The 24029-nt window shown below is 73.8% G+C and carries 17 protein-coding genes; 9 read left to right on the forward strand and 8 right to left on the reverse strand.

Features of this window, described 5'->3' with window-relative positions:
• Nucleotides 1-91: 91 nt before the first annotated feature.
• The 4 genes from ACFYZS_RS01755 to ACFYZS_RS01770 form a co-directional block, all read right to left on the reverse strand.
• Complete coding sequence (locus ACFYZS_RS01755; protein WP_389005708.1) at nucleotides 92-3976, reverse strand: multifunctional oxoglutarate decarboxylase/oxoglutarate dehydrogenase thiamine pyrophosphate-binding subunit/dihydrolipoyllysine-residue succinyltransferase subunit; 3885 nt, start codon at nucleotides 3974-3976, stop codon at nucleotides 92-94.
• Between the two features lie 259 nt (nucleotides 3977-4235).
• Complete coding sequence (locus ACFYZS_RS01760; RefSeq protein WP_389006286.1) at nucleotides 4236-5351, reverse strand: ATP-binding protein; 1116 nt, start codon at nucleotides 5349-5351, stop codon at nucleotides 4236-4238.
• Nucleotides 5352-5353: 2 nt separating this feature from the next.
• Nucleotides 5354-6094, reverse strand: coding sequence for a response regulator transcription factor (locus tag ACFYZS_RS01765; RefSeq protein ID WP_030153642.1), 741 nt, complete (start codon nucleotides 6092-6094; stop codon nucleotides 5354-5356).
• 226 nt (nucleotides 6095-6320) lie between these two features.
• Nucleotides 6321-8093 (reverse strand): glycoside hydrolase family 3 N-terminal domain-containing protein, encoded by a 1773-nt coding sequence (locus tag ACFYZS_RS01770; protein ID WP_389005711.1) that lies wholly within the window; start codon nucleotides 8091-8093, stop codon nucleotides 6321-6323.
• A 151-nt stretch (nucleotides 8094-8244) separates the two neighbouring features.
• On the opposite strand from ACFYZS_RS01770, the gene ACFYZS_RS01775 reads away from it, so the two are divergent.
• Nucleotides 8245-8904: a TetR/AcrR family transcriptional regulator gene (locus ACFYZS_RS01775; protein ID WP_389005713.1), complete on the forward strand. Its 660-nt coding sequence runs from the start codon at nucleotides 8245-8247 to the stop codon at nucleotides 8902-8904.
• A 30-nt stretch (nucleotides 8905-8934) separates the two neighbouring features.
• On the opposite strand, the gene ACFYZS_RS01780 is transcribed toward ACFYZS_RS01775, so the two are convergent.
• Nucleotides 8935-9543: a hypothetical protein gene (locus ACFYZS_RS01780; RefSeq protein ID WP_389005715.1), complete on the reverse strand. Its 609-nt coding sequence runs from the start codon at nucleotides 9541-9543 to the stop codon at nucleotides 8935-8937.
• 179 nt (nucleotides 9544-9722) lie between these two features.
• On the opposite strand from ACFYZS_RS01780, the gene ACFYZS_RS01785 reads away from it, so the two are divergent.
• Nucleotides 9723-11027, forward strand: coding sequence for a hypothetical protein (locus ACFYZS_RS01785; protein WP_389005717.1), 1305 nt, complete (start codon nucleotides 9723-9725; stop codon nucleotides 11025-11027).
• A 7-nt stretch (nucleotides 11028-11034) separates the two neighbouring features.
• Here the strand turns inward: ACFYZS_RS01785 and ACFYZS_RS01790 are convergent, their stop codons facing one another.
• Nucleotides 11035-12582 carry a hypothetical protein gene (locus tag ACFYZS_RS01790; protein ID WP_389005719.1) on the reverse strand — a complete coding sequence of 516 codons (1548 nt, stop codon included), beginning with the start codon at nucleotides 12580-12582 and terminating at the stop codon, nucleotides 11035-11037.
• On the reverse strand, nucleotides 12579-13628 hold the full coding sequence (locus tag ACFYZS_RS01795) for a hypothetical protein (RefSeq protein ID WP_389005721.1): 1050 nt from the start codon (nucleotides 13626-13628) through the stop codon (nucleotides 12579-12581). The genes ACFYZS_RS01790 and ACFYZS_RS01795 overlap by 4 nt, the downstream gene beginning before the upstream one ends.
• A gap of 178 nt (nucleotides 13629-13806) precedes the next feature.
• On the opposite strand from ACFYZS_RS01795, the gene ACFYZS_RS01800 reads away from it, so the two are divergent.
• From ACFYZS_RS01800 to ACFYZS_RS01815, 4 genes are all read left to right on the forward strand, one after another.
• Entirely contained in the window at nucleotides 13807-14685 is an 879-nt protein-coding gene (locus tag ACFYZS_RS01800) for a sulfurtransferase (RefSeq protein ID WP_389005723.1), read from the forward strand.
• Between the two features lie 110 nt (nucleotides 14686-14795).
• Complete coding sequence (locus ACFYZS_RS01805) at nucleotides 14796-15548, forward strand: DUF4097 family beta strand repeat-containing protein (protein WP_389005725.1); 753 nt, start codon at nucleotides 14796-14798, stop codon at nucleotides 15546-15548.
• 156 nt (nucleotides 15549-15704) lie between these two features.
• On the forward strand, nucleotides 15705-18101 hold the full coding sequence (lon, locus tag ACFYZS_RS01810; RefSeq protein WP_389005727.1) for an endopeptidase La: 2397 nt from the start codon (nucleotides 15705-15707) through the stop codon (nucleotides 18099-18101).
• Between the two features lie 160 nt (nucleotides 18102-18261).
• Complete coding sequence (locus ACFYZS_RS01815) at nucleotides 18262-18714, forward strand: MarR family transcriptional regulator (protein WP_030153656.1); 453 nt, start codon at nucleotides 18262-18264, stop codon at nucleotides 18712-18714.
• Between the two features lie 48 nt (nucleotides 18715-18762).
• Here the strand turns inward: ACFYZS_RS01815 and ACFYZS_RS01820 are convergent, their stop codons facing one another.
• Nucleotides 18763-19536: a protein phosphatase 2C domain-containing protein gene (locus tag ACFYZS_RS01820; protein WP_389005729.1), complete on the reverse strand. Its 774-nt coding sequence runs from the start codon at nucleotides 19534-19536 to the stop codon at nucleotides 18763-18765.
• A 471-nt stretch (nucleotides 19537-20007) separates the two neighbouring features.
• Between ACFYZS_RS01820 and ACFYZS_RS01825 the strand changes: the two genes are divergently transcribed.
• Genes ACFYZS_RS01825 through ACFYZS_RS01835 form a run of 3 tightly spaced genes read left to right on the forward strand, consistent with a single transcriptional unit; the run spans nucleotide 20008 to nucleotide 24022 of the window.
• Nucleotides 20008-23097: a nitrate- and nitrite sensing domain-containing protein gene (locus ACFYZS_RS01825; RefSeq protein WP_389005731.1), complete on the forward strand. Its 3090-nt coding sequence runs from the start codon at nucleotides 20008-20010 to the stop codon at nucleotides 23095-23097.
• A complete protein-coding gene (locus tag ACFYZS_RS01830; protein WP_389005733.1) occupies nucleotides 23094-23594 on the forward strand; it encodes a roadblock/LC7 domain-containing protein in 501 nt (166 codons plus the stop codon). The genes ACFYZS_RS01825 and ACFYZS_RS01830 overlap by 4 nt, the downstream gene beginning before the upstream one ends.
• Entirely contained in the window at nucleotides 23591-24022 is a 432-nt protein-coding gene (locus ACFYZS_RS01835; RefSeq protein ID WP_389005735.1) for a DUF742 domain-containing protein, read from the forward strand. Before ACFYZS_RS01830 ends, ACFYZS_RS01835 begins: the two co-directional genes overlap by 4 nt.
• Nucleotides 24023-24029 lie beyond the last annotated feature (7 nt).

Here is a 24029-nt window from a genome sequence, read left to right on the forward strand (position 1 = left end):
GAACGGGCGTCCGGCAAGATCGTGCCCGACAGCCGGAAGGCCCGGCCCCCACGGGGGTCGGGCCTTCCGACTGCTCAGGTCAGTACGGCGGTTACGCCTCGAAGACCTCGTTCAGGAGGAGCTGCTGCTCCGCCTGGTGGCGCTTCGCGGAGCCGACCGCGGGGGAGGAGCCGTGCGGGCGCGAGATGCGCCGCAGGCGCTCGCCCGCCGGGACGTCCGCGCCGACCGCCAGGTCGAGGTGGTCGATCAGGTTCAGCGCGATGAACGGCCACGCACCCTGGTTCGCCGGCTCTTCCTGCGCCCAGATGTACTTCGCCGCGTTCGGGAACTTGGCGATCTCCGCCTGGAGTTCCGCACCCGCCAGCGGGTACAGCCGCTCGATGCGGATGATCGCGGTGTCCGTGATGCCGCGCTTCTCCCGCTCGGCCTCCAGGTCGTAGTAGACCTTGCCGGCGCAGAAGACGACCTTGCGGACCGCGTTCGGGTCCACCGTGGTGTCGCCGATGACCGGACGGAACGAGCCGCTCGTGAACTCCTCCGCCTTCGACGCCGCCGCCTTCAGGCGCAGCATCGACTTCGGGGTGAAGACGATGAGCGGCTTGTGGTGCGGGTTGTGGACCTGCCAGCGCAGCAGGTGGAAGTAGTTCGACGGCAGGGTGGGCATGGCCACCGTCATGTTGTCCTGCGCGCACATCTGGAGGAAGCGCTCCGGGCGGGCGGACGAGTGGTCCGGGCCCTGGCCCTCGTAGCCGTGCGGCAGCAGCAGCGTGACGCCGGAGGTCTGGCCCCACTTCTGCTCGGCCGAGGAGATGAACTCGTCGACGACGGTCTGCGCGCCGTTGACGAAGTCACCGAACTGGGCCTCCCAGAGGACCAGCGCGTCCGGGCGGGCCAGCGAGTAGCCGTACTCGAAGCCCATGGCCGCGTACTCGGAGAGCAGCGAGTCGTAGACGTTGTAGCGGGCCTGCTCGTCCGACAGGTACTGCAGCGGGGTGTAGTCCTCGCCGGTCTCCCGGTCGATGAGGACCGCGTGGCGCTGGCCGAACGTACCGCGGCGGGAGTCCTGGCCGGACAGCCGGACCGGGGTGCCCTCCATCAGCAGCGAGCCGAAGGCGAGGGTCTCGCCCATGCCCCAGTCGATGGTGCCGTCGTCGATCATCGCGGCACGGCGCTGCAGCTGCGGCAGCAGACGCGGGTGCACGGTGACGTGGTCGGGGATGTTGACCTGGGACTCGGCGATCCGCTTGACGACGTCCTGCGAGATGGCGGTGTTCACCGTGACCGGGAACTCCTGCGCCGTCTGCGCCGGCGGCACCGGGGCGCCGGCGGGCTGCGTGGCGGCCTCGCGGACCTCCGCGAAGACCTTCTCCAGCTGGCCCTGGAAGTCCTGGAGCGCCTGCTCGGCCTCTTCCAGCGTGATGTCGCCGCGACCGATGAGGGACTCGGTGTACAGCTTGCGCACCGAGCGCTTCTTGTCGATCAGGTCGTACATCAGCGGCTGCGTGAACGCCGGGTTGTCCGACTCGTTGTGACCGCGGCGGCGGTAGCAGATGAGGTCGATGACGACGTCCTTGTTGAACGCCTGACGGAACTCGAAGGCGAGCCGCGCGATGCGGACCACGGCCTCCGGGTCGTCGCCGTTCACGTGGAAGATCGGCGCCTCGATCATGCGGGCCACGTCGGTCGCGTACATGGAGGAACGCGAGGACTCCGGGGCGGCGGTGAAGCCGACCTGGTTGTTGATCACGACGTGGACGGTGCCGCCGGTGCGGTAGCCGCGCAGCTGCGACATGTTCAGGGTCTCGGCGACGACACCCTGGCCGGCGAAGGCCGCGTCACCGTGCAGGGCGACGGGCAGGACGGTGAAGTCCGTGCCGCCCTTGTTGATGACGTCCTGCTTGGCGCGGGCGACACCCTCCAGGACCGGGTCGACGGCCTCCAGGTGCGAGGGGTTGGCGACGAGCGAGACCTTGATCTGCTCCCCGTCCAGGCCCGTGAAGGTGCCCTCGGCGCCCAGGTGGTACTTGACGTCGCCGGAGCCGTGCATGGACTTCGGGTCGAGGTTGCCCTCGAACTCGCGGAAGATCTGCGCGTACGACTTGCCGACGATGTTGGCGAGGACGTTCAGGCGGCCGCGGTGGGCCATGCCGATGACGACCTCGTCGAGGCGGGCCTCGGCGGCCGAGTCGATGACGGCGTCGAGCAGCGGGATGACGGACTCGCCGCCCTCCAGCGAGAAGCGCTTCTGGCCGACGTACTTCGTCTGCAGGAAGGTCTCGAAGGCCTCCGCCGCGTTCAGGCGGCGCAGGATGCGCAGCTGCTCCTCGCGCTCCGGCTTGGAGTGCGGGCGCTCGATGCGGTCCTGGATCCAGCGGCGCTGCTTCGGGTCCTGGATGTGCATGAACTCGACGCCGGTGGTGCGGCAGTACGAGTCGCGCAGGACGCCGAGGATGTCGCGGAGCTTCATCATCGACTTGCCGGAGAAGCCGCCGACCGCGAACTCGCGCTCCAGGTCCCACAGGGTGAGGCCGTGCTCGGTGATGTCGAGGTCGGGGTGCTTGCGCTGCTTGTACTCCAGCGGGTCGGTGTCGGCCATGACGTGGCCGCGGACCCGGTAGGAGTGGATCAGCTCGAAGACGCGGGCGGCCTTCGTGACGTCGTCGTCGTGCGAGGCGTCGATGTCCCGGAGCCAGCGGACCGGCTCGTACGGGATGCGCAGCGCCTCGAAGACGTCGTCGTAGAAGCCGCTCTCGCCGAGCAGCATGTTCGCGACGATGCGCAGGAACTCGCCGGAGGCCGCGCCCTGGATGACCCGGTGGTCGTAGGTCGAGGTCAGGGTCATGACCTTGGAGATGCCCAGCTTGTTCAGGGTGTCCTGCGAGGTGCCCTGGAACTCGGCGGGGTAGTCCATGGAGCCGACGCCCATGATGACCGACTGTCCGGGCATCAGGCGGGGCACGGAGTGGACGGTGCCCAGGCCGCCGGGGTTGGTCAGCGAGACGGTGACGCCGGTGAAGTCGTCCATCGTCAGCTTGCCGACGCGGGCGCGGCGGACGATGTCCTCGTACGCCTGCCAGAACTCGAAGAAGTTGAGGGTCTCGGCCTTCTTGATGCCGGCGACGACGAGCTGGCGGTCGCCGTTCGGCTTCACCAGGTCGATCGCGAGGCCGAAGTTCACGTGCTCCGGCTTGACCAGGGTGGGCTTGCCGTCCTTCTCCGCGAAGGAGTGGTTCATCGACGGCATGGCCTTGATGGCCTGCACCATCGCGTAGCCGATCAGGTGCGTGAAGGAGATCTTCCCGCCCCGGGCGCGCTTCAGGTGGTTGTTGATGACGATGCGGTTGTCGAACAGCAGCTTCACCGGGACGGCGCGGACGGACGTGGCCGTCGGGACGTCGAGGGAGGCGTTCATGTTCTTGGCCACGGCGGCCGCCGGGCCGCGGAGCGTCACCAGCTCGGGGCCCGCGGGGGCCTCGGCGGCGGGCGCGGCCTTCTGGGCGGCGACGGGGGCGGCGGCCGGAGCCGGGGCCTGAGGGGCTGCGGCGGCCGGTGCGGCGGCCTGGGCCTGGGAGGTGACAGTCACAGCAGGGGCACCAGAGGGGGTGGCAGGAGCAGGGGCAGGAGCTGACACAGGCGTGGGCGCGGCGGCGGGAGAGGGCGCGGCGGCGCTCGCCGCCCCCGTGGCGGCGGCGTCGGAGACCTGCGGGGTGACAGCGGCGGCGGCCTGTGCGGAGGCGCCGTCCGTCGTCGGGGACTTCTTGGGCTCGTCCGGCTTCACCGGAGACGCAGCGCCCCCCGGCTTGTAGTCGGCGAAGAAGTCCCACCAGGCCCGGTCGACCGAATTCGGGTCCTGGAGGTACTGCTGATAGATCTCGTCGACGAGCCACTCGTTGGCACCGAAGCCTGAGGCAGGGGTCTTCCCGCCCTCTGCTGCTTCGGTCGTGGTGCTCGGGTTACTGGGGGACTGTGGCGACACGGCGGCAACCGCCCTCTTCCGCTTCACAAGGTATGGACAGCGGGAATAAAGGCTACGCCTCCCTGGCCGGTGGATGCAGACCGGGCGGGAGATACGTCATGTAGGTCACACCGAACGGCGGGTTTCGCCGCTCTGAATGGCGGGAAACCAGCCTGGTTCGGGTAGGGGGCAGCGTGGTTGCGGCCCCCTTGGCTTCGCACCCCTGACGGACCCCGGGCACGTGTGGCCGAGATCATGTCCTACGCACTCGAACCCTACGTCAATGTGACGCCGGGGAGCTGCCCGGAAGCGTGACGAGGATGCGGCACCCGCGTGACGATTCGGCCACCCCGATGTGCCCTCCGTGCAGGCCGACGGCCCAGCGGGCGATCGCGAGCCCCAGTCCGGTGCCGCCGTCGCCGCCGTTCGCGCTGCCCCGGTTGAACCGCTCGAAGACCCGGTGCCGCTCGGCCTCGGGGATGCCCGGGCCCTCGTCCCGTACCTCCAGCGCCAGGCTCCCGGGCGCGTCGCCCTCCCGGGCCCGGACCGTGACCCGGCCGTGCGGCGGGCTGTGCTTGACCGCGTTGTCGATCAGGTTCGCCACCACCTGGTGCAGCCGCTCGGCGTCCGCGTACGCCGTCAGCTCGGGCGGGAACACGTCCAGGTGCAGGTGTACGTCGTTGCGGGTGTGCCCGCCCGAGCCGGTGGACAGGCCCGGCCGGCCGGCCGCCGCGAGACCCGATTCCTTCAGGACCCCCGACAGGTACGGCCACACCTCGAAGCGGCGGGCCTTCAGCGGCACCACCCCGTTGTCCACCCGGGACAGGTCCAGCAGGGTCTCCACGAGCCGGCCCAGGCGCTCGGTCTGCTTCAGCATCGTGCGCATGGTCTCGGGATCGGCGGCCGAGACCCCGTCCACCACGTTCTCCAGCACCGCGCGCAGCGCCGCGATCGGCGTGCGCAGCTCGTGCGAGACGTTGGCGACCAGCTCCTTGCGGTGCCGGTCCACCGCCTCCAGGTCGTCCGCCATCAGGTTGATCGTGGAGGCCAGGTCGCCCAGCTCGTCGCGGCGTCCGGCCCCGCGCACCCGGCGCGTGTAGTCCCCGTCGGATATCGCCCGGGCCACCGTGGTCATCTCGTCCAGCGGCGCGGTCAGGCTGTGCGCCACGAACTGCGTGATCAGCATCGAGGCGATCACCGAGAAGACCGTGATGAACCGGAACTCGGTGCTCGTGCGCACCGCCACCATCAGCAGCCCCGTGGTGATGAAGACCGAGACCACGACGAGCGTGCCCAGCTTGGTCTTGATCGAGAACGGGGAGAAGGGCCGCAGCCCCCCGGTGCGAGCACCGGCTCCCCCGGAGCGGCTGACGCCGCGCCCTCGATCGCGCCCGATGCTCACGCCTGCGCCGGGGTCTCCAGGGCGTACCCGACGCCGTGGACCGTACGGATCCGCTCCGCCCCGATCTTGCGGCGCAGGGCCTTGATGTGGCTGTCGACCGTACGGGTCCCGGACGCGTCGGCCCAGTCCCAGACCTCGGCGAGCAGCTGCTCCCGCGAGAGCACGGCCCGCGGGGTACCGGCCAGGCAGACCAGCAGGTCGAACTCGGTCGGCGTCAGGTGCACGTCCTCGGCCTGCACCCGGACCCGGCGCTGCGCGTGGTCGATCTCCAGATCGCCCAGCCGCAGGGTGGCCCCGCGCGGGGCGGTGGCGGCCAGGGTGGCCCGCTCCACGCGCCGCAGCAGGACGTGGACGCGCGCCGCGAGCTCGCGCATGGAGAACGGCTTCGTCATGTAGTCGTCCGCGCCGACCCCGAGCCCGACCAGCATGTCGGTCTCGTCGTCCCGCGCGGTGAGCATCAGTACCGGCACCGGCCGCTGCGCCTGGACCCGGCGGCAGACCTCCAGGCCGTCGAAGCCGGGCAGCATCACGTCGAGGACGAGCAGCTCGGGCTGCCAGCTCTCGGCCGCCGCCACGGCGGCCGGCCCGTCGAACGCGGCCTGTACCTGGAAACCCTCGGCGCGCAGCCGGGCCGCGATGGCGTCGGCGATCGTACGGTCGTCCTCGACCACGAGCACGCGCCGCTGAGCGCCGGGGGTGGCCGCGGCACCGCCGTGGGTGGTGTGTGTCTGTTCCATTTCCCGCCCCTGAAGATCCGCGTGGTAGGGGTGCAGCGTAGAGGAGGCACCGGCCTGCGGCTATGCGGGGTTCGGACAGGGAAAGAGGCGGAAGCGATGCTTCCGATTATGGCGGGAATGCGGATATGGGCGGTGATGCCGGGTGGCCGTCCCCCCACGGAGCGGCCACCCGGCGCGCGGTGATCGTCAGCCACCGCGCGCATGTGGCGACACTTTTGTCGACCCCCTACAGGGACAGCCCGTGCCCGTACGGGAACACAGGGTCGACCGTGTCGTTCGGCACGTCCGGCCGCGAGGCCTCCACCGCCGCCATCGACCGCGGCAGCTCGAAGGGCAGCCGGCCCTCCGCCGCGGCCCGGCCGAAGGCCACGTCCAGCAGCGCGGAGTCCTCGGCGCCGTAGTCCGCGACCAGCGCCGCCGCCCGCTCGGCGATCTCCGGGATCACCGCCGCCCGCTCCAGGTTGATGCAGACCAGGGTGGGTACGGAGGCCAGCAGCGCCAGGATCCGGGACAGCTCCGGCTCCGGGAAGGCCAGCGAGCCCGAGTGGAAGAAGGACTCGAAGAGGTTCTCCCGCGGCTCGTAGGGGGTGCGCAGCCGCAGCACCGCCAGATCCGCCGCCCCCGGGTCGGACACGACCTCGCCGTACCCGGCCGCCACGGCCTCGTCCACGCCCTCCACGTACAGCTTCGGGGTGCCGGAGACCGGCAGCAGGGCGCCCGGGTTGGTCAGCACCGTGAGCGAGCGGCGCTGGGCCGCCGCCCCCGCCGCCGTGAAATCGGCCCGGCCGACCGTCTCCGCCGCCGCGTCCGGGTCCACGTACGGGTTCTCGAACAGGCCCAGGACGAACTTCTCGCGCAGCAGCCGCGCCACCGACGCGTCGATCCGGGACTGCGGGATCCGGCCCGAGCGGACCAGCTCCACGATCACCTCGGGGCACTGCTCCCCGCCGAACTGGTCGCAGCCCGCCTCCAGCGCGCGCGCCGCCCGCTCGGCGACCGCCAGGTGCTCCACGCCCCAGGCCCGGGCCGGGTGGGTCTCGCCGAAGATCGAGGAGTCGTTGAGCAGCCCCCAGTCGGTGCAGACGATCCCCTCGAAGCCCAGCTCCTCCCGGAGCAGCCCCGTGACCACGCCCTTGTTGAAGCCGAAGCCGACCTCCTCCCAGTCCGTGCCGATCGGCTGGCCGTAGTACGGCATCATCTGCGCGCAGCCGGCGGCGATCGCGGCCTTGAACGGCTCCAGGTGGTGCTCGCGCATCCCGCCCGGGTAGACCTGCTCCTTGCCGTGCGCGAAGTGCGGGTCCTCGCCGTCCTTCTGCGGGCCGCCGCCGGGGAAGTGCTTGACCATCGCGGAGACGGACTCGGGGCCGAGCCCGGGACCCTGCAGGCCCCGGACGTACGCCTGCACCAGCTCGGCGGTGAGCCGCGCGTCGGAGCCGAACGTGCCGGTCTGGCGGGCCCAGCGCGGCTCGCTCGCCAGGTCGATCTGCGGGTGCAGGGCGACGCGGAAGCCGACGGCCAGGTACTCGCGGCGGACGGTGTCCGCGAAGCGGAAGACCAGCTCCGGGTCGCCGATCGCGGCCAGGCCCAGCGCCTCCGGCCAGGCGGAGAAGGCGCCTGCGTTGAAGGAGGCGCCGACGTTGTCGGTGAAGGCGTGCCGGGGGTCGGTCGAGAGGGTGACCGGGATGCCGAGGCGGGTGGCCGCGGCCATCTCCTGCACCGCGTTCTGCCACTGCGCCATCTCGCGGGCGCCGTACGAGCCGAGCAGGTTGAAGTGGCTGATGAACCGGTTCCCGATCAGCTCGGGCGTGGTGAACGGGAGCATCGAGCCGTCGGTCTCGGTGAGCGGGGTGCCGTCCGGATTCATCATCAGCATGGAGTGGAAGAGCTGCCCCGCCTTCTCCTCGAGCGTCATCCGGGAGAGCAGGTCGGCCACGCGCAGGTCCACGGGGAGGGCGGCGTCCTTGTACGGGGGGATGGCGGCGGCGGGCGTGGCGTTCATCGGCGTACGGCTCCTGGGGTGCGGTGCGGCGGTTCCGGGGAGGGTGCGCACCACCGTAAGCGCGAAAACCTTGCACCCACTAGGTTTTGGAAAAGTGAGCTGAATCACCCCTTCCGGAGTCCGCGGCGAGACACCGCCTAGGGTGGTCCGCATGGCACAGCACAAGGAGGCGGCCGCCCCCAAGGCCGCCGGCCGCGGCACCTACGCGGTGGGCGACGCCCGCCGCCGCAAGATCCTCGACACGGCGGTGGAGCACTTCGCGCAGTGGGGCTTCAACGCCTCCTCGCTCGCCCGCATCGCCCAGGACTGCGGCATCACGCAGGGCGGGCTGCTGCACCACTTCCGCGGCAAGGAGGACCTGCTGCTGTCGGTGCTGGCGCAGAGCGAGCAGCACGACGTGGAGCGGCTGTTCAGCGAGGAGCCGCAGTCCGTCGCCGCGTACTACGCCACCGTCGTCGCCCTGGCCGCGGACAACGCCCGCCGGCCCGGCCTCGTACGGATGTACAACACGCTGGTCGGCGAGTCCGGGAACCCCGGCCACCCGGCGCACGAGTACTTCACGCAGCGCTACGCCCGGGTGCTCGCCCACAACGTCGGGCTCCTGGAGACCGGCGTCGCGCGGGGCGAGCTGCGTCCCGGCACCGACTGCACGGCCGTCGCCCGCGAGACCCTCGCCGTCATGGACGGGCTCCAGATCCAGTGGGTCCTGGCCCCCGGCGCCGTGGACATGCCGGCCCTGCTGCACGCCTACCTGGACCGGCAGCTGCGCGGGATCTCGACGTCGGGCACGGGCCTGCCGCCCGCCGCCTGAGCGGCGCCGCCCGCCACCCCGATCACCACGTCAACGCGGCGGATCGGCCTCGAACGCGGGGAGCTCGGCCAGAACGCCGCGCAGGGCCGGGGTCAGGGACTCCTGGGCCACGGTGACCTCGTAGCCGCCGTGCACGAAGGTGTAGACGAACCCGTCGAACACCGCCGGGCCGCCCGTCGGGAACCTCGGCAGGCGCGCGAGGTCCGCCTGCCCGAGCGCCGTGCGCAGCCTCGCCTCCCGGTCCGCCGCCAGCTTCCCGGCGCCGGCCGGTTGATACTGCCGGTCCAGCCGGGTCCACGAACCGTCGCCCTTGACCAGCAGGGTGGCCGCCTTCCCGGCGTAGCCGCCGGTGCGGGTCACCGTGACCAGGCGCTCCAGCGCCGAGGAGGGCCCGGGGGAGACGGGCGCGGAGGAGGCGCTCGGGGTGCCCGTCGGCTTCCCCGGCGGAGTGCCGGTCGTGCCCGGCGACGCGGGACCGGGAGACGGCGGGCCCGAAGCTGAGGCCGACGCCGTCGGGCCGCCGCTGCCGCCCGTCGGGGGACTCCCGGACGGCTTGTCCGACCCTCCGCCCCCCGAACCGCACCCTGCCAGGACCACCGCACTCAGCAGCACCGCCGCCACCGCTCGGAACGCGCGCACACCCCACCCCCGGAGGTTCTCGGGCCGACCCCCGAGTATGGAGTCGGCACCACCCCTACGGAAAGCACCGGGAGGACGACATCCGCCGCACCGCCGCCTGGCGCTGGCTGCCGCCGCTGCTCGCCGTCCTCCTCGGCCTCTGGGGCCTGGAGCGGGCCGGCGCGGACGGCCGCGGCAGCATGTGGCGCGACGAGTCCGTCACCTGGCAGGTGGCGCACCGGCCGCTCGGCGGGCTCTGGGAGCTGCTCGGGCAGGTCGACGCCGTGCACGGCCTGTACTACCTGCTGATGCACGCGGTGTTCGCGCTCTGGGACGGCGGGGGAGCGGGGCCCGGCGGCGGACCGGGTGCGGGCGGCCTGTGGGCGCTGCGCCTGCCCTCCGTCGCCGCCACCGCCCTCGCCGCGGCCGGGGTCGCCGCCGTGGCCCGCCGGCTCGCGGGGGAGCGGGCCGCGCTCTGGTCCGGCGCGGCCTACGCCGTGCTGCCGCCCGTGCAGATGTACGCGCAGGAGGGCCGCTCGTACGCCCTCGTCGCGGCGGCCGTGGTGTGGGCGACGTACCTGATGCTGCGCGAGCGGTGGGCCGCGTACACCGTGGTCCTGCTCCTGGGCTGCTGGCTGCACGAGTTCGCCGTACTGGCCCTCCTCGCGCACGCGGTCACCGCCCGGCGCTCGCGCGGCTGGCGGTGGAGCGCCGCCGCGGTGGTGGCCCTGCTGCTGCCGCTGGCCGCGGTGAGCGCCCGGCAGGCGGAGCAGCAGCTGGGCTGGCTCGGCCGGCCGAGCTGGCGGGACTGGGCGGCGTACGGGGTGGTCGCGGCGGCCTCCCTGCTGCTCGCGCGGAGCCCGGCCCTGCCGCGGGAACTGGTCCGCGTCGCCCTGCCGCTGGCCCTGGTCCCGCCCGGCCTGCTCATGGCCGTCTCCCTCGTCCACCCCTGGTACGTGGACCGGTACGTGCTCTACGCGCTCGCCGGGCTCGCCCTGCTCGCCGGGGCCCGGCTGGCAGCGGCCCGGGGGTGGTGGCCGTGGCTGCTGGTGGGCGCCCTGCTGGTGCCGTTCGGCTGGTGGTCGCTCTGGCTGCGCACCCCCGAGAGCCGCAAGGACGACGTGCTCGCGGTGGCCGCCGCCGTACGGGAGCGGGCCCGGCCGTCGGACGCCGTGCTGTTCATGCCCGCGCGGCGGCGCGAGTGGCTGCTGTCCTCGCCGCGGCTGTACGGGAGCCTGCGCGACCTGGCCCTGGACCGCACCCCGGCGGCTTCGCACAGCCTCCAGGGCACGGAGCTCCCGACGGAGCGGATCTGGACCCGCCTGGTGGAGGCGCCGCGGGTGGTGGCCCTGACGGACCCGGCGGACCAGCCGCTGGACCCGTACCCCCGCGAGGCGGTCAAACGCCAGACGCTGGCCTCGCACTTCGACCTGTGCTCGGTCGACGAGGTCCGCGGCGCCCGGATCGCCGTCTACGCCCGCCCCGGCCACTGCACCGACCGCTAACAGGCGTCTAAGGCAGTTTGTCCTGGTAGCGGGCGTGCGGACCGGCGAACGGTTCGAGGAACTCCTGCCGGTGCGCCGGTTCCAGCTCGGTCCTGTCGGGTCCGAGCAGGAACGGCCTGCCGTGGTCGGTCAGGGTGAACGCGCTGCGCTCGCCCGTCGGCAGGGTGATCGTCACCTCCACCGTCATGCCGTAGGTGGCCTGGGTGGGCGCGATGACGGCGCCGATGCCGAAGGTGCCCCGACCGTCCGCGCCCGCCGTGCCGAAGGCGAACAGCTCGTCCGTGGCGAGCGGCATCGACAGGCCCACGCCCCGCTCCGGCCGCCAGCTCGGGTCGTACTTCAGCGAGCCGCTGGAGAACGGCCCCAGCGCGTGCAGGGTGTTGGGAAACAGGTGCCGTTCGATGTCCACCCTGTCGATGGGGGCGACCGGCTCCACGCCCTCGCGCGAGCAGGAGTAGCGGTAGCGCTGCGCGGCGTCGAGGCGGACGCTCTCCAGCCGCACCGACGCGTTCAGGACCGCCCCCGCCGTGAGGGGAGGGCCGCTGAACACGAGCCGGAGTTCGTGGTCGCCGGCCGGAACCCCGCCGGCGCGCAGCACCGAGTCGTACATGCGGCCGCAGGCCACCTCGCCGAGCCGGGCCTCGCCCCCGACGGCGGCCGCCGGGTCCTGCGGGGCGTCGGACTCGGCCTCCCAGTCGGCGCGCCGCGGCACGAGTGCGGCGGCGACGGAGACCCCGGCCTGGGCGGGCTGCGGGTCGCCGAAGGCCCGGGACAGCGGGCGGGGTATCTGGAAGTCCCGGTCGGCGGAGGTCGAGAGCGGGGTCGCCGGCGGTGCCAGGGTGAAGGGGCGGCCGTCGTCGTCCACCCGTACGGTGACCTGCCGGCCGTCCTCCTCCACGTCCAGTTCCAGCCACCAGGCGCAGGTGCAGGTGGCCGTCGTGACGGTGACCAGTCCCGTGGCCGTACCGCCCGCCCGGACCGGGAGCGGGGCCTCCTGGCGGTCGCCGGGGCGGTCCAGGGAGAGGCGGACCGGCTGCACGGGCTTGCCGCGGGCCACTTCCACGGCTGCCCGCCTCTCGTCCTCGGTCCGTCCCGCGCAGCCGACGTCGTCGCCGCGCGGTACGGATATGGCCGGCCCCCTGACCACGCGGACCCCGCGGACCAGGGCCGCCCGCGAAGGGGACGCCCCGACGGAGTACGCGAGGGTGACCTGCCCGCGGGGCACGGCGCGGGCTCCGGCGGCCCACCGGAACAGCGGGGCGCAGCCCAGCACGCCGCGCATCAGCTCGGCGGGCGGCTGCCGGCCGGGCTGCGGGAGGGTGGCGGTCCAGGGGCTGCCGCCGCCGTCCAGGAGCGGGGCGCCGGCCGCGTACATGCGGTGGCGGCCGGGGCCGTCCGGGGCGGGGAACAGGGTGCGCAGCAGTGCGACGGTGAGGGCGGAGCAGAGGACGAAGACCAGGACGGCGGCGGCCGCCGTGACGACGGTCCGGCGCCGGCCTCCCGGCCGGGCGCCCGTCGTGCCGCTCGTCGTGCGGCCCGTCGTGCCGGTCGTCATGCGGTCTTCCATCCGGTGTCGTTGCAGTGGAATCCCTGGGACCGGTTCTCGACCCCCTGGGCCAGGGCGAACGGGCGCCCGGCCTTGTCCACGAGCAGGTGCTGCTGCCGGTCCCCCTGCGTGTAGGAGACGTCGAGTACGAACTCGTAGGCGACGGCGGCAGGGCCCGCCGCGGCGTCCGTCCGGACCGCGACGTCGAAGTAGGCCGGGTCTCCCTGGGCCGCCACCTGGACCTTGGCGCTCGGGTACTGCCCCGTCGGGCGTCCTTCGGCGTCCTGTTCCCAGGCGGGCCGCTGGGGGGTGGACAGGTCGAGGACCACCCGGCTGACCTCGGAGCTTCCCTGGGGGCCGCCGCAGTGGAAGAGCGGGCCCGCGGGCGCGGGGCGGGTGCGTTCGATGCGGGCCCGGACGGAGGTGATGGTGGCGGGCGTGCGGGTGAAGTTCGTGAGGATCAGCCGGATCCGCATCATGCCCGCGTCGACCCCGCCCTCGGTGACCATGCGCGCCAGGGTGTCCTGGGCATCGCCCATGAGGAGCGGCTCCTTCTCGTACGCGGAGCCGGGCGCGGCCCGTACGAGGTGGCGGTCGCTCATCAGGTCCCACCAGACCTCGGTGGTGGCGGTGATCCGCGGGGCGCCGGGCGGTGGTTCCCGTACGGACCAGATGTCGAGGTACGCCGAGACGACCGCGGCGACGACGGCGCTGAGGGCCACCCCGGCGGCGGCGAGGGCGAACGTCCGGATCCGGCTGCGGATCCGGCCTCCGAGCCGCCGGTCTTCGGAGTCGGTCTCGGATCCGGGTTCGGATCCGGGTTCGGGCTCGGATTCGGGTTCCGCGGCCGACTCGGCTTCGGGTTCGGCTTCGGTTACGGCGGCAGCCTCGGCCTCCGGCTCGGCGGCGGTGCCGAGCGCGTCCTGCCCGGTCGGCTCATCCCGTTCGTCCGGCGCGTCCGGCGCGTCCGGCGCATTCGGCGCGTCCTGCTCGGGCCCGAGGACGCTCCCGGGTTCCCCCGCCGGTTCGTGCTGCTCGCTCGTCGTCTCCGTCACGGCTCCCCCAAGCCTTGGCCCCGGCTCCCCGGGACCGCCATGGTGCGGCACCCGGGGCGCGGAGCAGAGACGAAAAACAGCCGATCCGAATTGAGACGGCCCGGCCGGAGCCCCGTAGGAGGATGTGCGACGGGCCCCTTCGCCTGCGCGGCCCGTGACGACCCACTCGGAGGTGCCCATGACCACGTCCCGCCCTGCCGCCGCCACCGCGGACGCCACCGCGGACGCCCCCGCCCCGCCGCCCGGGCCGCTGGTCGGGGCCCACTGGCTGGCCGGCCGGCTCGGCGAGCCGGGGCTCGTCGTGTTCGACGCCTCCGTCGGCGCCCACCGCGGCGCCGGCCGGCGGATCCCGGGGGCCCGGCCCTTCGACCTCGACGGCGCCCTGTCCGACCACGACGCCCCCGCCCCGCACACCATGCCCGCGGCCGCCGCCTTCGAGGAGGCGCTGCGCGGGCTCGGAGTCGACGACACCAGCACGGTCGTCGTCTACGACGGCGCCGGCGTCTACTCCAGCGCGCGGGCCTGGTGGATGCTGCGCGCCATGGGCTTCGACCGGGCGGCCGTCCTGGACGGCGGCCTGCCCGCCTGGACCGCGGCCGGGCTGCCCGTCGAGGCGAGCGGACCGGCGTACGAGGGCCCGCGCGGCTCCTTCACGGCCCGGCCGCGACCGGGGCTGCTGGTGGACTACGCCGCCGTCGGGGCGGCCCTCGCCGATCCGGGAGCGCTCGTACTGGACGCCCGTACGCGCGAGCGCTTCACCGGCGCGGCCCCGGAACCGCGGCCGGGGCTGCGCGGGGGCCACATGCCGGGTGCGGTGAACCTGCCGTTCGGGGACCTCCAGCGCGGCGGACTGATGCGGCCCGCCGGGGAACTGCGCGAGGCCTTCGGGGCGTTGGCCGGCGACCGGGAGCGGCTGTACTTCAGCTGCGGTTCGGGAGTGACGGCCTGCGTCCTGGCCCTGGGCGCGGCCCTCGCCGGCCACCGCGACCTGGCGGTCTACGACGGCTCCTGGACGGACTGGGCCGGCCGCCCGGACCTCCCGGCGGCGAAGGGCTGAGGGACCGGACTGAGGGACCGGAGCTGAGGGACCGGACCGGGGGCTAACCCCACCCCGGGCCGGGTACGTGCCCCATCGGAAGGCGGCCGGCGGCGTACCAGGGTGTACACATGCCTTCCCACATCACGTCATTGCGCTTCAGCCGGACGGTGGTCGTCCTCATGGCCGCCGGACTGCTGCTCTACGGCTGCTCCTTCGAGGACGCCGAGCAGAAGACCGCGGCGGCCGACGCGACGATCGGGGATGCCGTCACGGCGGTCGAGGTGAAGGACGCCCGGAGCGGCTCCATCGAGGTCACCCCCGGCACGGGCCCGGGGGTCACGGTCCACCGCACCCTCCACTACCGCGGCGACACGGCACCGAAGCCGGGCCAGCGGGTGTCGGGAGGCGTCCTCACCCTGACGGACGGCTGCTCGGACCACTGCTTCGTCGACTACCGCCTGGAGGTCCCGGCCTCGGCCGCGGTCACGCTGGCGAGCAGCAGCGGCCGCATCTCGGTGACCGGTGTGGCGGGGGCGGACCTCTCGTCCTCCTCGGGCGACGTCAGGGCCGACGGCGTCACCGGCCCCCTGAAGGTCCGTACGTCCTCGGGGTCGATCACCGCCACCGCCCTGACCGCGCCGACGGCCGACCTCCGCGCCTCCTCGGGCGACGCCCGCCTGACGTTCGCGAGCCCGCCCGCGTCGGTCACCGCCCGGTCCGGCTCGGGCGACGTGTTCCTCGGGGTCCCGCCGGCCCCGTACGAGATCACGACGACCACCGGCTCGGGCACCCGGGACACCCTCCCCTCCACTCCCACGGCCCCCTCCCACCTCAAGATCCAGACCTCCTCGGGGGACATCCGGATCCAGCCGGCCCCCTGAGCCGTCGGCCCGGCGGAGGCCGAGGCGCCGCGCGTGCGGGGTGTGGCGGTGGGGTCGCAGGGGGTGTTCGCCGGGGGCGAACGGCGGTTGGGGAACATTGGGCGGCGCACATGCATTGAGTCGGCATAGCTCAACTTCACTGCCGGAGGGAAGATCATGGCTTCGACGTCCGTAACGCTCACTCTGCCCGTGCTGCCGCTCGACGACGAGGTCGTGCTGCCTGGGATGGTCGTTCCGCTGGACCTGTCCGACGCCGAGGTGCGGGGGGCCGTCGAGGCCGCCCAGGCGGCGGTCCGGAGCGGGAAGCCCCGGGTGCTGCTCGTGCCGCGGGTCGACGGGAAGTACGCCGGCACCGGTGTGCTCGGGACCGTCGAGCAGGTGGGGCGGCTCTCCGACGGGGATCCCGGGGCGCTCATCCGCGGTGTCGGCCGCGTCAGGATCGGGGCCGGGACCACCGGGCCCGGGGCCGCGCTCTGGGTCGAGGGCGAGAGCGTCGACGAGAGGCTGCCCGACCCGCTGCCCGGGTCGGTCACCGAGCTCGTCAAGGAGTACAAGGCACTCGCCACCAGCTGGCTCAAGAAGCGCGGGGCCTGGCAGGTCGTGGACCGCGTCCAGCAGATCGAAGGGGTGTCCGCGCTCGCCGACAACTCCGGGTACTCGCCCTTCCTGACCGTCGCCCAGAAGGTCGAGCTGCTCGAGACCGCCGACCCCGTCGCCCGCCTGAAGCTGGCCATCACCTGGCTCCGCGACCACCTCGCCGAGCAGGACGTCGCCGAGTCCATCGCCAAGGACGTCCAGGACGGCGTCGAGAAGCAGCAGCGCGAGTTCCTGCTGCGCCGCCAGCTGGAGGCCGTGCGCAAGGAACTGCGCGAGCTGAACGGCGAGAAGGACGGCGAGGAGTCCGACGACTACCGGGCCCGCGTCGAGGGCGCCGACCTGCCCGAGAAGGTACGGGAGGCCGCGCTCAAGGAGGTCGACAAGCTGGAGCGCTCCAGCGACCAGTCCCCCGAGGGCTCCTGGATCCGCACCTGGCTCGACACCATTCTGGAACTGCCCTGGAACGAGCGGACCGAGGACGAGTACGACATCCGCGGCGCCCGGGCGGTCCTGGACGCCGAGCACGCCGGGCTGAGCGACGTGAAGGACCGCATCACCGAGTACCTCGCCGTGCGCAAGCGGCGCAGCGAGCGCGGCATGGGCGTCATCGGCGGCCGCCGCGGCGGCGCCGTACTGGCACTGGTCGGGCCTCCCGGCGTCGGCAAGACCTCCCTGGGGGAGTCCGTGGCCCACGCCATGGGGCGCAAGTTCGTCCGCGTCGCCCTCGGCGGCGTCCGCGACGAGGCCGAGATCCGCGGCCACCGGCGCACGTACGTCGGCGCCCTGCCCGGCCGGATCGTACGGGCCATCAAGGAAGCCGGGTCGATGAACCCCGTCGTCCTGCTCGACGAGATCGACAAGGTCGGGTCGGACTTCCGCGGAGACCCGGCGGCCGCGCTGCTGGAGGTCCTCGACCCCGCCCAGAACCACACCTTCCGGGACCACTACCTGGAGGTGGAACTGGACCTCAGCGACGTGGTCTTCCTGGCCACCGCCAACGTCCTGGAGGCCATCCCCGAGGCGCTCGCCGACCGCATGGAGCTCGTCCGCCTCGACGGCTACACCGAGGACGAGAAGGTCGTCATCGCCCGCGACCACCTGCTGCCCCGCCAGCTGGAGCGCGCCGGGCTCGGCGCCGACGAGGTGGTGCTGGAAGAGGACGCCCTGCGCAAGCTGGCCGGTGAGTACACCCGCGAGGCGGGCGTGCGCACCCTGGAGCGGTCCATCGCGCGCCTGCTGCGCAAGGTGGCCTCCCAGCACGAGCTGGGGGAGCGGGAACTGCCGCTGCGCATCGGCGCCGAGGACCTGCGCGGGCTCATCGGGCGCCCGCACCACGTCCCGGAGTCCGCGCAGGACCCCGCCGAGCGGCGCACCGCCGTCCCCGGCGTGGCCACCGGGCTCGCCGTGACCGGCGCGGGCGGCGACGTCCTCTTCGTCGAGGCCTCGCTGGCCGACCCCGAGACGGGGGCCGCCGGACTCACCCTCACCGGGCAGCTCGGCGACGTCATGAAGGAGTCGGCGCAGATCGCGCTCAGCTTCCTGCGCTCGCACGGCGCGGAGCTGGAGCTTCCGGTCGCCGACCTGAAGGACCGGGGCGTGCACATCCACTTCCCGGCGGGCGCGGTGCCGAAGGACGGCCCGAGCGCGGGCATCACGATGACCACGGCGCTCGCCTCGCTGCTCTCCGGGCGGCAGGTGCGGACCGACGTGGCCATGACGGGCGAGGTCTCGCTGACCGGGCGCGTGCTGCCGATCGGCGGGGTCAAGCAGAAGCTGCTGGCCGCGCACCGGGCCGGCCTGACCACGGTGATCATCCCGAAGCGGAACGAAGCCGACCTGGACGACGTGCCGTCCGAGGTGCTGGAGGGCCTCGAGGTCCACCCGGTGACGGACGTGCGCCAGGTCCTGGAACTGGCCCTCGCGGCCGACGCCGTCCCGGTGACCGCGGCCGCCTGACCGGCCCCGCCACGCGACGAAGCCGGCCCCCGGGACCACATGCGGTCCCGGGGGCCGGCTTCGTCGCCGGTGGCTCCGGGTGGTGCGCCGGAGCGGTGTGGCGGGGTCCCGGGGCGGGGGCGGGGGTGCTGCGAAATACTGGTGCCTCAGGACACCACCGATGGGAGCGGACGTGCACGGAAGCGAAGACCAGGAGTTCCTCGCGCTGGAGCGGGAGCTGTCCGTCTTCCTCCGGCGCGCCAGGGCCTCCTCCGGGGAGATGGCCCGCGCGCTCCATCCCGAACTGGAGCCGGCCGCGTACGGGCTCCTCGTGCGGCTGGAGGCCGCGGGGCGGCAGCGGGCCACCGAGCTCGCCGCGTACTTCGGGGTCGGGAAGGCCACTATGAGCCGGCAGCTGCGGGCCCTGGAGGTGCTCGGGCTGGTGGCGCGCGAGCCGGACCCGGCCGACGGCCGCGCCTTCCTGGTCGGCCTCACGGACGAGGGCCGGGAGCGGTTCCTGCGCGTACGCGGGGCCCGGCGCGAGCAGTACATGCGCAAGCTCGCCGACTGGGACCGGGGAGAGGTCGCGGAACTTGCCCGGCTTCTCCACCAGTTGAACCAGGGCGCGGAATAGCGGCCCGAACGGCCGTGGCCATGGCCACGGCCCAGCCCGCGGCCGCGGCTACAGCTCCGCGTACGCCGCCGAGGCGTCGTCGTGGCGCTTGCCGCGCCGCAGGGGGCGGGCCGGGTCCGACTCCAGTGCGCGGACCCGGGCGATCAGGGACTGCGCGCCCTCCTTGCGGAGCACCGCCAGGCACTGCGCCCAGTCGCCCTCCCCGAAGGTGTCCGTCCACCGGCTCGCCCCGTCCGTGAGCGCGGCCAGCGCCCGGACCCGCCCGCGCGGGGTGCGCCCCGTCACCGCGCGCGCCGCGACCTCCGGGTCCGCGGCCGCCGTGAAGAAACCGCCCTCCGCGTTGCGCAGCGCGTCCGCCGAGGCCCGCGTGCGCAGCAGCTCGCGCGGGATCCGGTCCAGCCGGTCGTCGAGCACCGCCGTCACCTCACCGCCGGGCGCTTCGAGGAGCAGTACGGAATCCGAGAGCACGAGGTGCTCCACGTACGCCTCGTCCCACCGCACGACCACCACCGTCGCCTGCGGGGTCCGCACGTGAGAAAGGTCACAGGTTTCGCGGTGCGCGTCCGCGGCGCCGCGGATGGACTCCGCCAGGATCCGGTCGAGCGGCATGTCCGGTCGCGATCCGGACAGTTCGGTCAATCGGCCCCCGAGGCGGGCCGCGAACCAGGGCACGCCGTGCGAACAGCCCACCTCGCCGCCCGGCGGGGTGACCCCGTCCAGGGCGACCAGGACTCCACCTCCCGCGGCGGGCATCGCCGCCGATAGCCAGTCCTCGTTGGGGCGTTCCGGGTCGCCGGGGGCCGAGGCGAGGTCGATGCGCATACGGACATTCTGCCCGCCCCGCCTGCACCGGGCAGCGGGAGCCGGATGAAAAGTCCGTACCAATGGGGTGTCCACCGGACGCGGGGCGTCCGCCCGGCCGGGAGGGGGTTCGGCGCGCCGGCGGAGGCTGTGGGCGCGCATATTGCCAAAGCCCTCACCGATCTTTCAACCACCCGTCCATGACGGCCCCCTGAAGGCGCACCGCCGAGTTGGTCGCCAACTCATCCGTGATGTTCACTCGTTCGAGTGGCCGGGTGGGCGATGTCAGGCTCTCTCCCCAACACACTGCAAAGGTCTGAGGCGGTACGAGGGGGCAGGGGGCGTTTACTTGTTGACCGGCCGTTACCTCGGCCACACGAGTAGACGAGCACGAGCACACGTACAGGATTGCGAGCACCGGTGCAGAAGAAGCGGTCTCGGAAGAACGGCACCGCCACCGACGGACCAGCCCCCGCAGGACGCCCCGTCCGCGTGCGCAGCAGGCTCGTCATCGGCGTCGCCGTCGCCGGCCTCACCGTCCTCGCGGCCGGCGCCCCAGCCGTGGTCTCCGCGACGCGGGAGCTGAACGACTCCCAGCAGCTGGTCACGCTCGCCGAGCAGACCCAGCACACCCTCACTCTCGCGCACCTCCTCGGCGACGAGCGCGACGCCGTCGTCGAGTACGTGGCCAAGGGCCGCCCCGGAGCCCAGGCGAAGGGCCCCGTCCAGGAGCGCGCCGCGCTCACCGACCGCCAGCTCGCCGAGGTCCAGAACGAGGCCGACGAGGCGCTCGCCCGCGCCATCGGCCGCGTCCAGGCCGTCCGCACCGAGGCCGTCGACGGCAAGGGCAGCGCCCTCGCCGCCCACCAGGCCTACGCGGCCGTCATCGCGGAACTGCTCGCGCCGGGCGACCGGCTCGCCGAGCTGACCCCGCCGCGCGCCGTCTCCGCCCTCGCCACCACCCGCCCCCTGGCCCCCCTCGGGCAGGCCGTGGAACAGGCCTCGGCCACCCGCGGGCTGCTGCTCGCCGCCCTGGCCGTCCCCCGCGGCGAGCAGCCCTCCAACACGGCCGCCGCGGACGAGCTCAGCACCGCCGCCCAGCGGGCCCGGGTACGGGAACAGGCCGCGCTCGACGACTTCAACCGGGTCGCACGGCCCGACGTACGCCAGACCCTCGCCGCCACCGTCACCGGACCCGACGTCAAGACGGCCGACGACTACCTCAAGCGGCTCACCGAACGGCCCACGCTCTCCCCGGCCGACCGCCGGCTCGACGGGGCCTCCGTCGCCCCCTCGCTCACCGCCCGCATCGACCGGATGCGCTCCGTCGAGGCCACCCTCGCCGGACAGCGCGCCACCGCGCTCGCCACCCTGCGCGACGACGACGTGACCCGGCTGGAGATGCTGGTCGCCGTCCTCGGCCTGCTGTTCCTGGTCGCCGTCGGCTTCTCCACGGCCGTCGCGCGCTCGCTGACCCGGCCGCTGTCCGTACTGCGCCGCGGCGCCGCCCGGCTGGCGACCCCCGAGGGCTCGGTGGAGCCGGTCCGCTTCACCGGCCGCAACGACGAGTTCGCCGAGGTCGTACGCCACCTCAACGCGGTCCGCGACCAGACCGTCTCCCTGCACACCCGGATCGCGGGCCTGGACGCCGACGGGCGCCGCCTCATCGGCCGCAACGAGGCGCTCTCCGCCGCCCGCGACGCGCTGGAGCAGGAACTGACCACGAGCCGCGAGGCGCTGGAGGAGGAGCTGACACAGCTGCGGGCCCGGCTCGAAGAGCACCGCCGCATCATGTCGACGACCTCGGTCTCGCTCTCGCTGCGCACGCTGGGACTGGTGGAGCGACAGCTCGCGGTCATCGAGGAGCTGGAGTCCAAGGAGCAGGACCCGGACCGGCTGGCGACCCTGTTCAAGCTCGACCACCTGGCGACGGTCATGCGCCGCCACAACGAGAACCTGCTGGTCCTGGCCGGGCAGGAGCACGGCCACGGCGCCGGGGCCGCGCCGGTCCCGCTGGTCGACGTCATGCGGGCCGCGGTCAGCGAGATCGAACGCTACGAGCGCGTCGACCTGGCCTCGCTTCCGCCGTTCACTCAGGTCGCGGGACACGCGGCCGACGACATCTCGCACGTGCTCGCCGAACTGCTGGAGAACGCGACGACGTTCTCCCCGCCGGAGGCGAAGGTACGGGTCTCCGGCTGGCTGCTCGACTCGGGTGACGCGGTGCTGTCCGTCGTGGACGAGGGCATCGGGGTCACCGGCGACCGGCTGGAGGCGCTGAACGCCCGCCTGGCCACGCCGGAGGCCTACGACGAGGAGCCCGAGGCCGAACACGGCCTGGGCCTCGGCCTGTACGTGGCGGGCCGCCTCGCGGCCCGGCACGGGGTCACCGCCGAGCTGCGCCCCGGGCGCCACGCGGGCACGGAGGCCCTGGTGGTCGTCCCCGCCTCGCTGCTGCCGACCACGCCGCCGAGCTCGCCGGTGCACACCTTCGCCGCGCCGGCGCCGGGCGTGCCGCAGCTGCGGCTGCCGGGTGTGATCGCGGAGGCCAACGAGAACACGATCCCGGGGCGCCGCCTGCCGGAGCCCGCGGAGACGGAGCGGGAGCCCGAGGCGTCGGCCGACGCGGCCCCGACCCCGGTACCGGTGACCCCGGCCCCGGCTGCCGAGCCCTTCCGGGACCCGGGCCCGGAGGCGGACGCGGAGCTCCTGCGGGGCATGGAGTGGGACCCGGCCGAGCCGGAGGCCCCGGAGGCTCCGGACGAGCCCCTGGCCCCGGGCTTCGGACCGGACCTGGCGGGGGGCCTGGAGCCCGACGCGGGTCTGGCCCCGGACTTCGGACCGGACCTGGCCGGAGGGCTGGAGCCCGACGCGGGTGGGCACACGCCGGCCGTGGACGGCCCGCTGCCGCCCGCCGACCAGGTGTTCACCGCCGGACACGGCTTCGAGGACCCCTCGCACGCACCGGCCCCGGCCGAGGAGCTGCTGGCCCGGGTGGTGCCGGACGCCGCCCCGCCGGCGGAGCCCGAGCTGCCCGGCCCCGACCAGGTGTTCACCGCGGCCGGCGGCACCGAACAGGCCCCGGGCGAGTCCGATCCCGGCGAAGAACTCCTCGCGCGCGTCGTCCCCGACGCCGCACCGGAGGCCTTCGCGGAGCCCGACACCGACCCGGCGTCCCCCGACCGGCTGCCCGATGCCGGCCCGCGGGCCGACGTACCGGAAGCAGAACTGCCGCTGCCCGGGGAACCCGCCACCGCCGTCGCCCCCGACGGCCCGGCGGAGCCCCACCGGCACGCGCCCGACGAGGCCGACTGGGTCCCCCGCCAGGGGAGCCACCCCGACTCCGGGCCGGAGACGGCCGTCACCGACAAGGGGCTGCCCAAGCGCACCCCGCGCACGGTGGCCGCGCGCCGCCCCGAGGCCGTACGGCCGCCCGAGCCGCCGCGCCGCGTGGACGCCGACGAGCTGCGCCGCCGACTCGGCGGCTTCTACCAGGGGACGCGGGACGGACGGCGCGTCGTGGCCGCCGAGCTCGCACAGGACACCGACCAGGGGGACACCGCACAGGAGGCACGCACATGACCGCGCCCAGTACGTACGGACTGAGCACCCAGGCCCGCAACCTGCAGTGGCTGCTGACCGACCTGGTCGAGGAGGTGCCCGGCGTCAACTCCGTCGCCGTCGTGTCCTCGGACGGGCTCCTGCTGCTGTCCTCCGACCCCGGGGGAGCTGCCGCGGGAGCCGCCGCCGCCCCCGGCGAGGGCCCCGCGCGCACCAAGGGCCCGCGCGGCGCCTCGGCCGACCTGGCCACCATCGTCTCCGGCCTCGGCAGCCTCACCACGGGCGCCGCCGAGCTCATGGAGGGCGGGGCGGTCAAGCAGACGATGGTGGCGATGGAGCACGGCTCCGTCTTCGTCATGGCCATCAGCGACGGCTCGCTGCTCGGCGTGCACGCCACCCCCGACTGCGACATGAGCGTGGTGGCGTACCACATGGCCCTGTTCGTGGGCCGGGCCGGCCACGTCCTGACCCCCGAAGTCCGCAGCGAGCTGCGCCAGTCGATGGAGAAGACCCCGTGAGGAGTACGGCCTCGGCGGCGGCCGCCCCGGCCTCGGCGCCCGCGTCCGACCGCCTGCCGATACGCGGCGCCGACCGCCGGCCCGCCCGCGTCCGCCCGTACTCGCTGACGGGCGGACGCACCCGCTTCGCGCAGGTCCTGCACGTGGAGACGTTCGTCGCCGCCTGCGACACCCGGGCCTCCGAGCCGCAGCGGCCCGAGCCCGACGACCGCATGCCCGAGATGCCGGCGATCGTCGAGGTCTGCCGCCGCATGCGCACCATCGCGGAGATATCCGCGCTGCTGAAGCTGCCGCTCGGGGTGGTCCGCGTCCTGGTCAGCGACCTCGCCGACCAGGGGCGAATACGCGTCTACGGAACCGGGCACGGCCCCGGGCGACCCGAACGCGCGCTGCTGGAAAGGGTGCTCAGTGGTCTTCGCAGTCTCTGACCCGCCC

The organism is Streptomyces sp. NPDC001903 (assembly GCF_042891345.1).
Classification (GTDB): domain Bacteria; phylum Actinomycetota; class Actinomycetes; order Streptomycetales; family Streptomycetaceae; genus Streptomyces.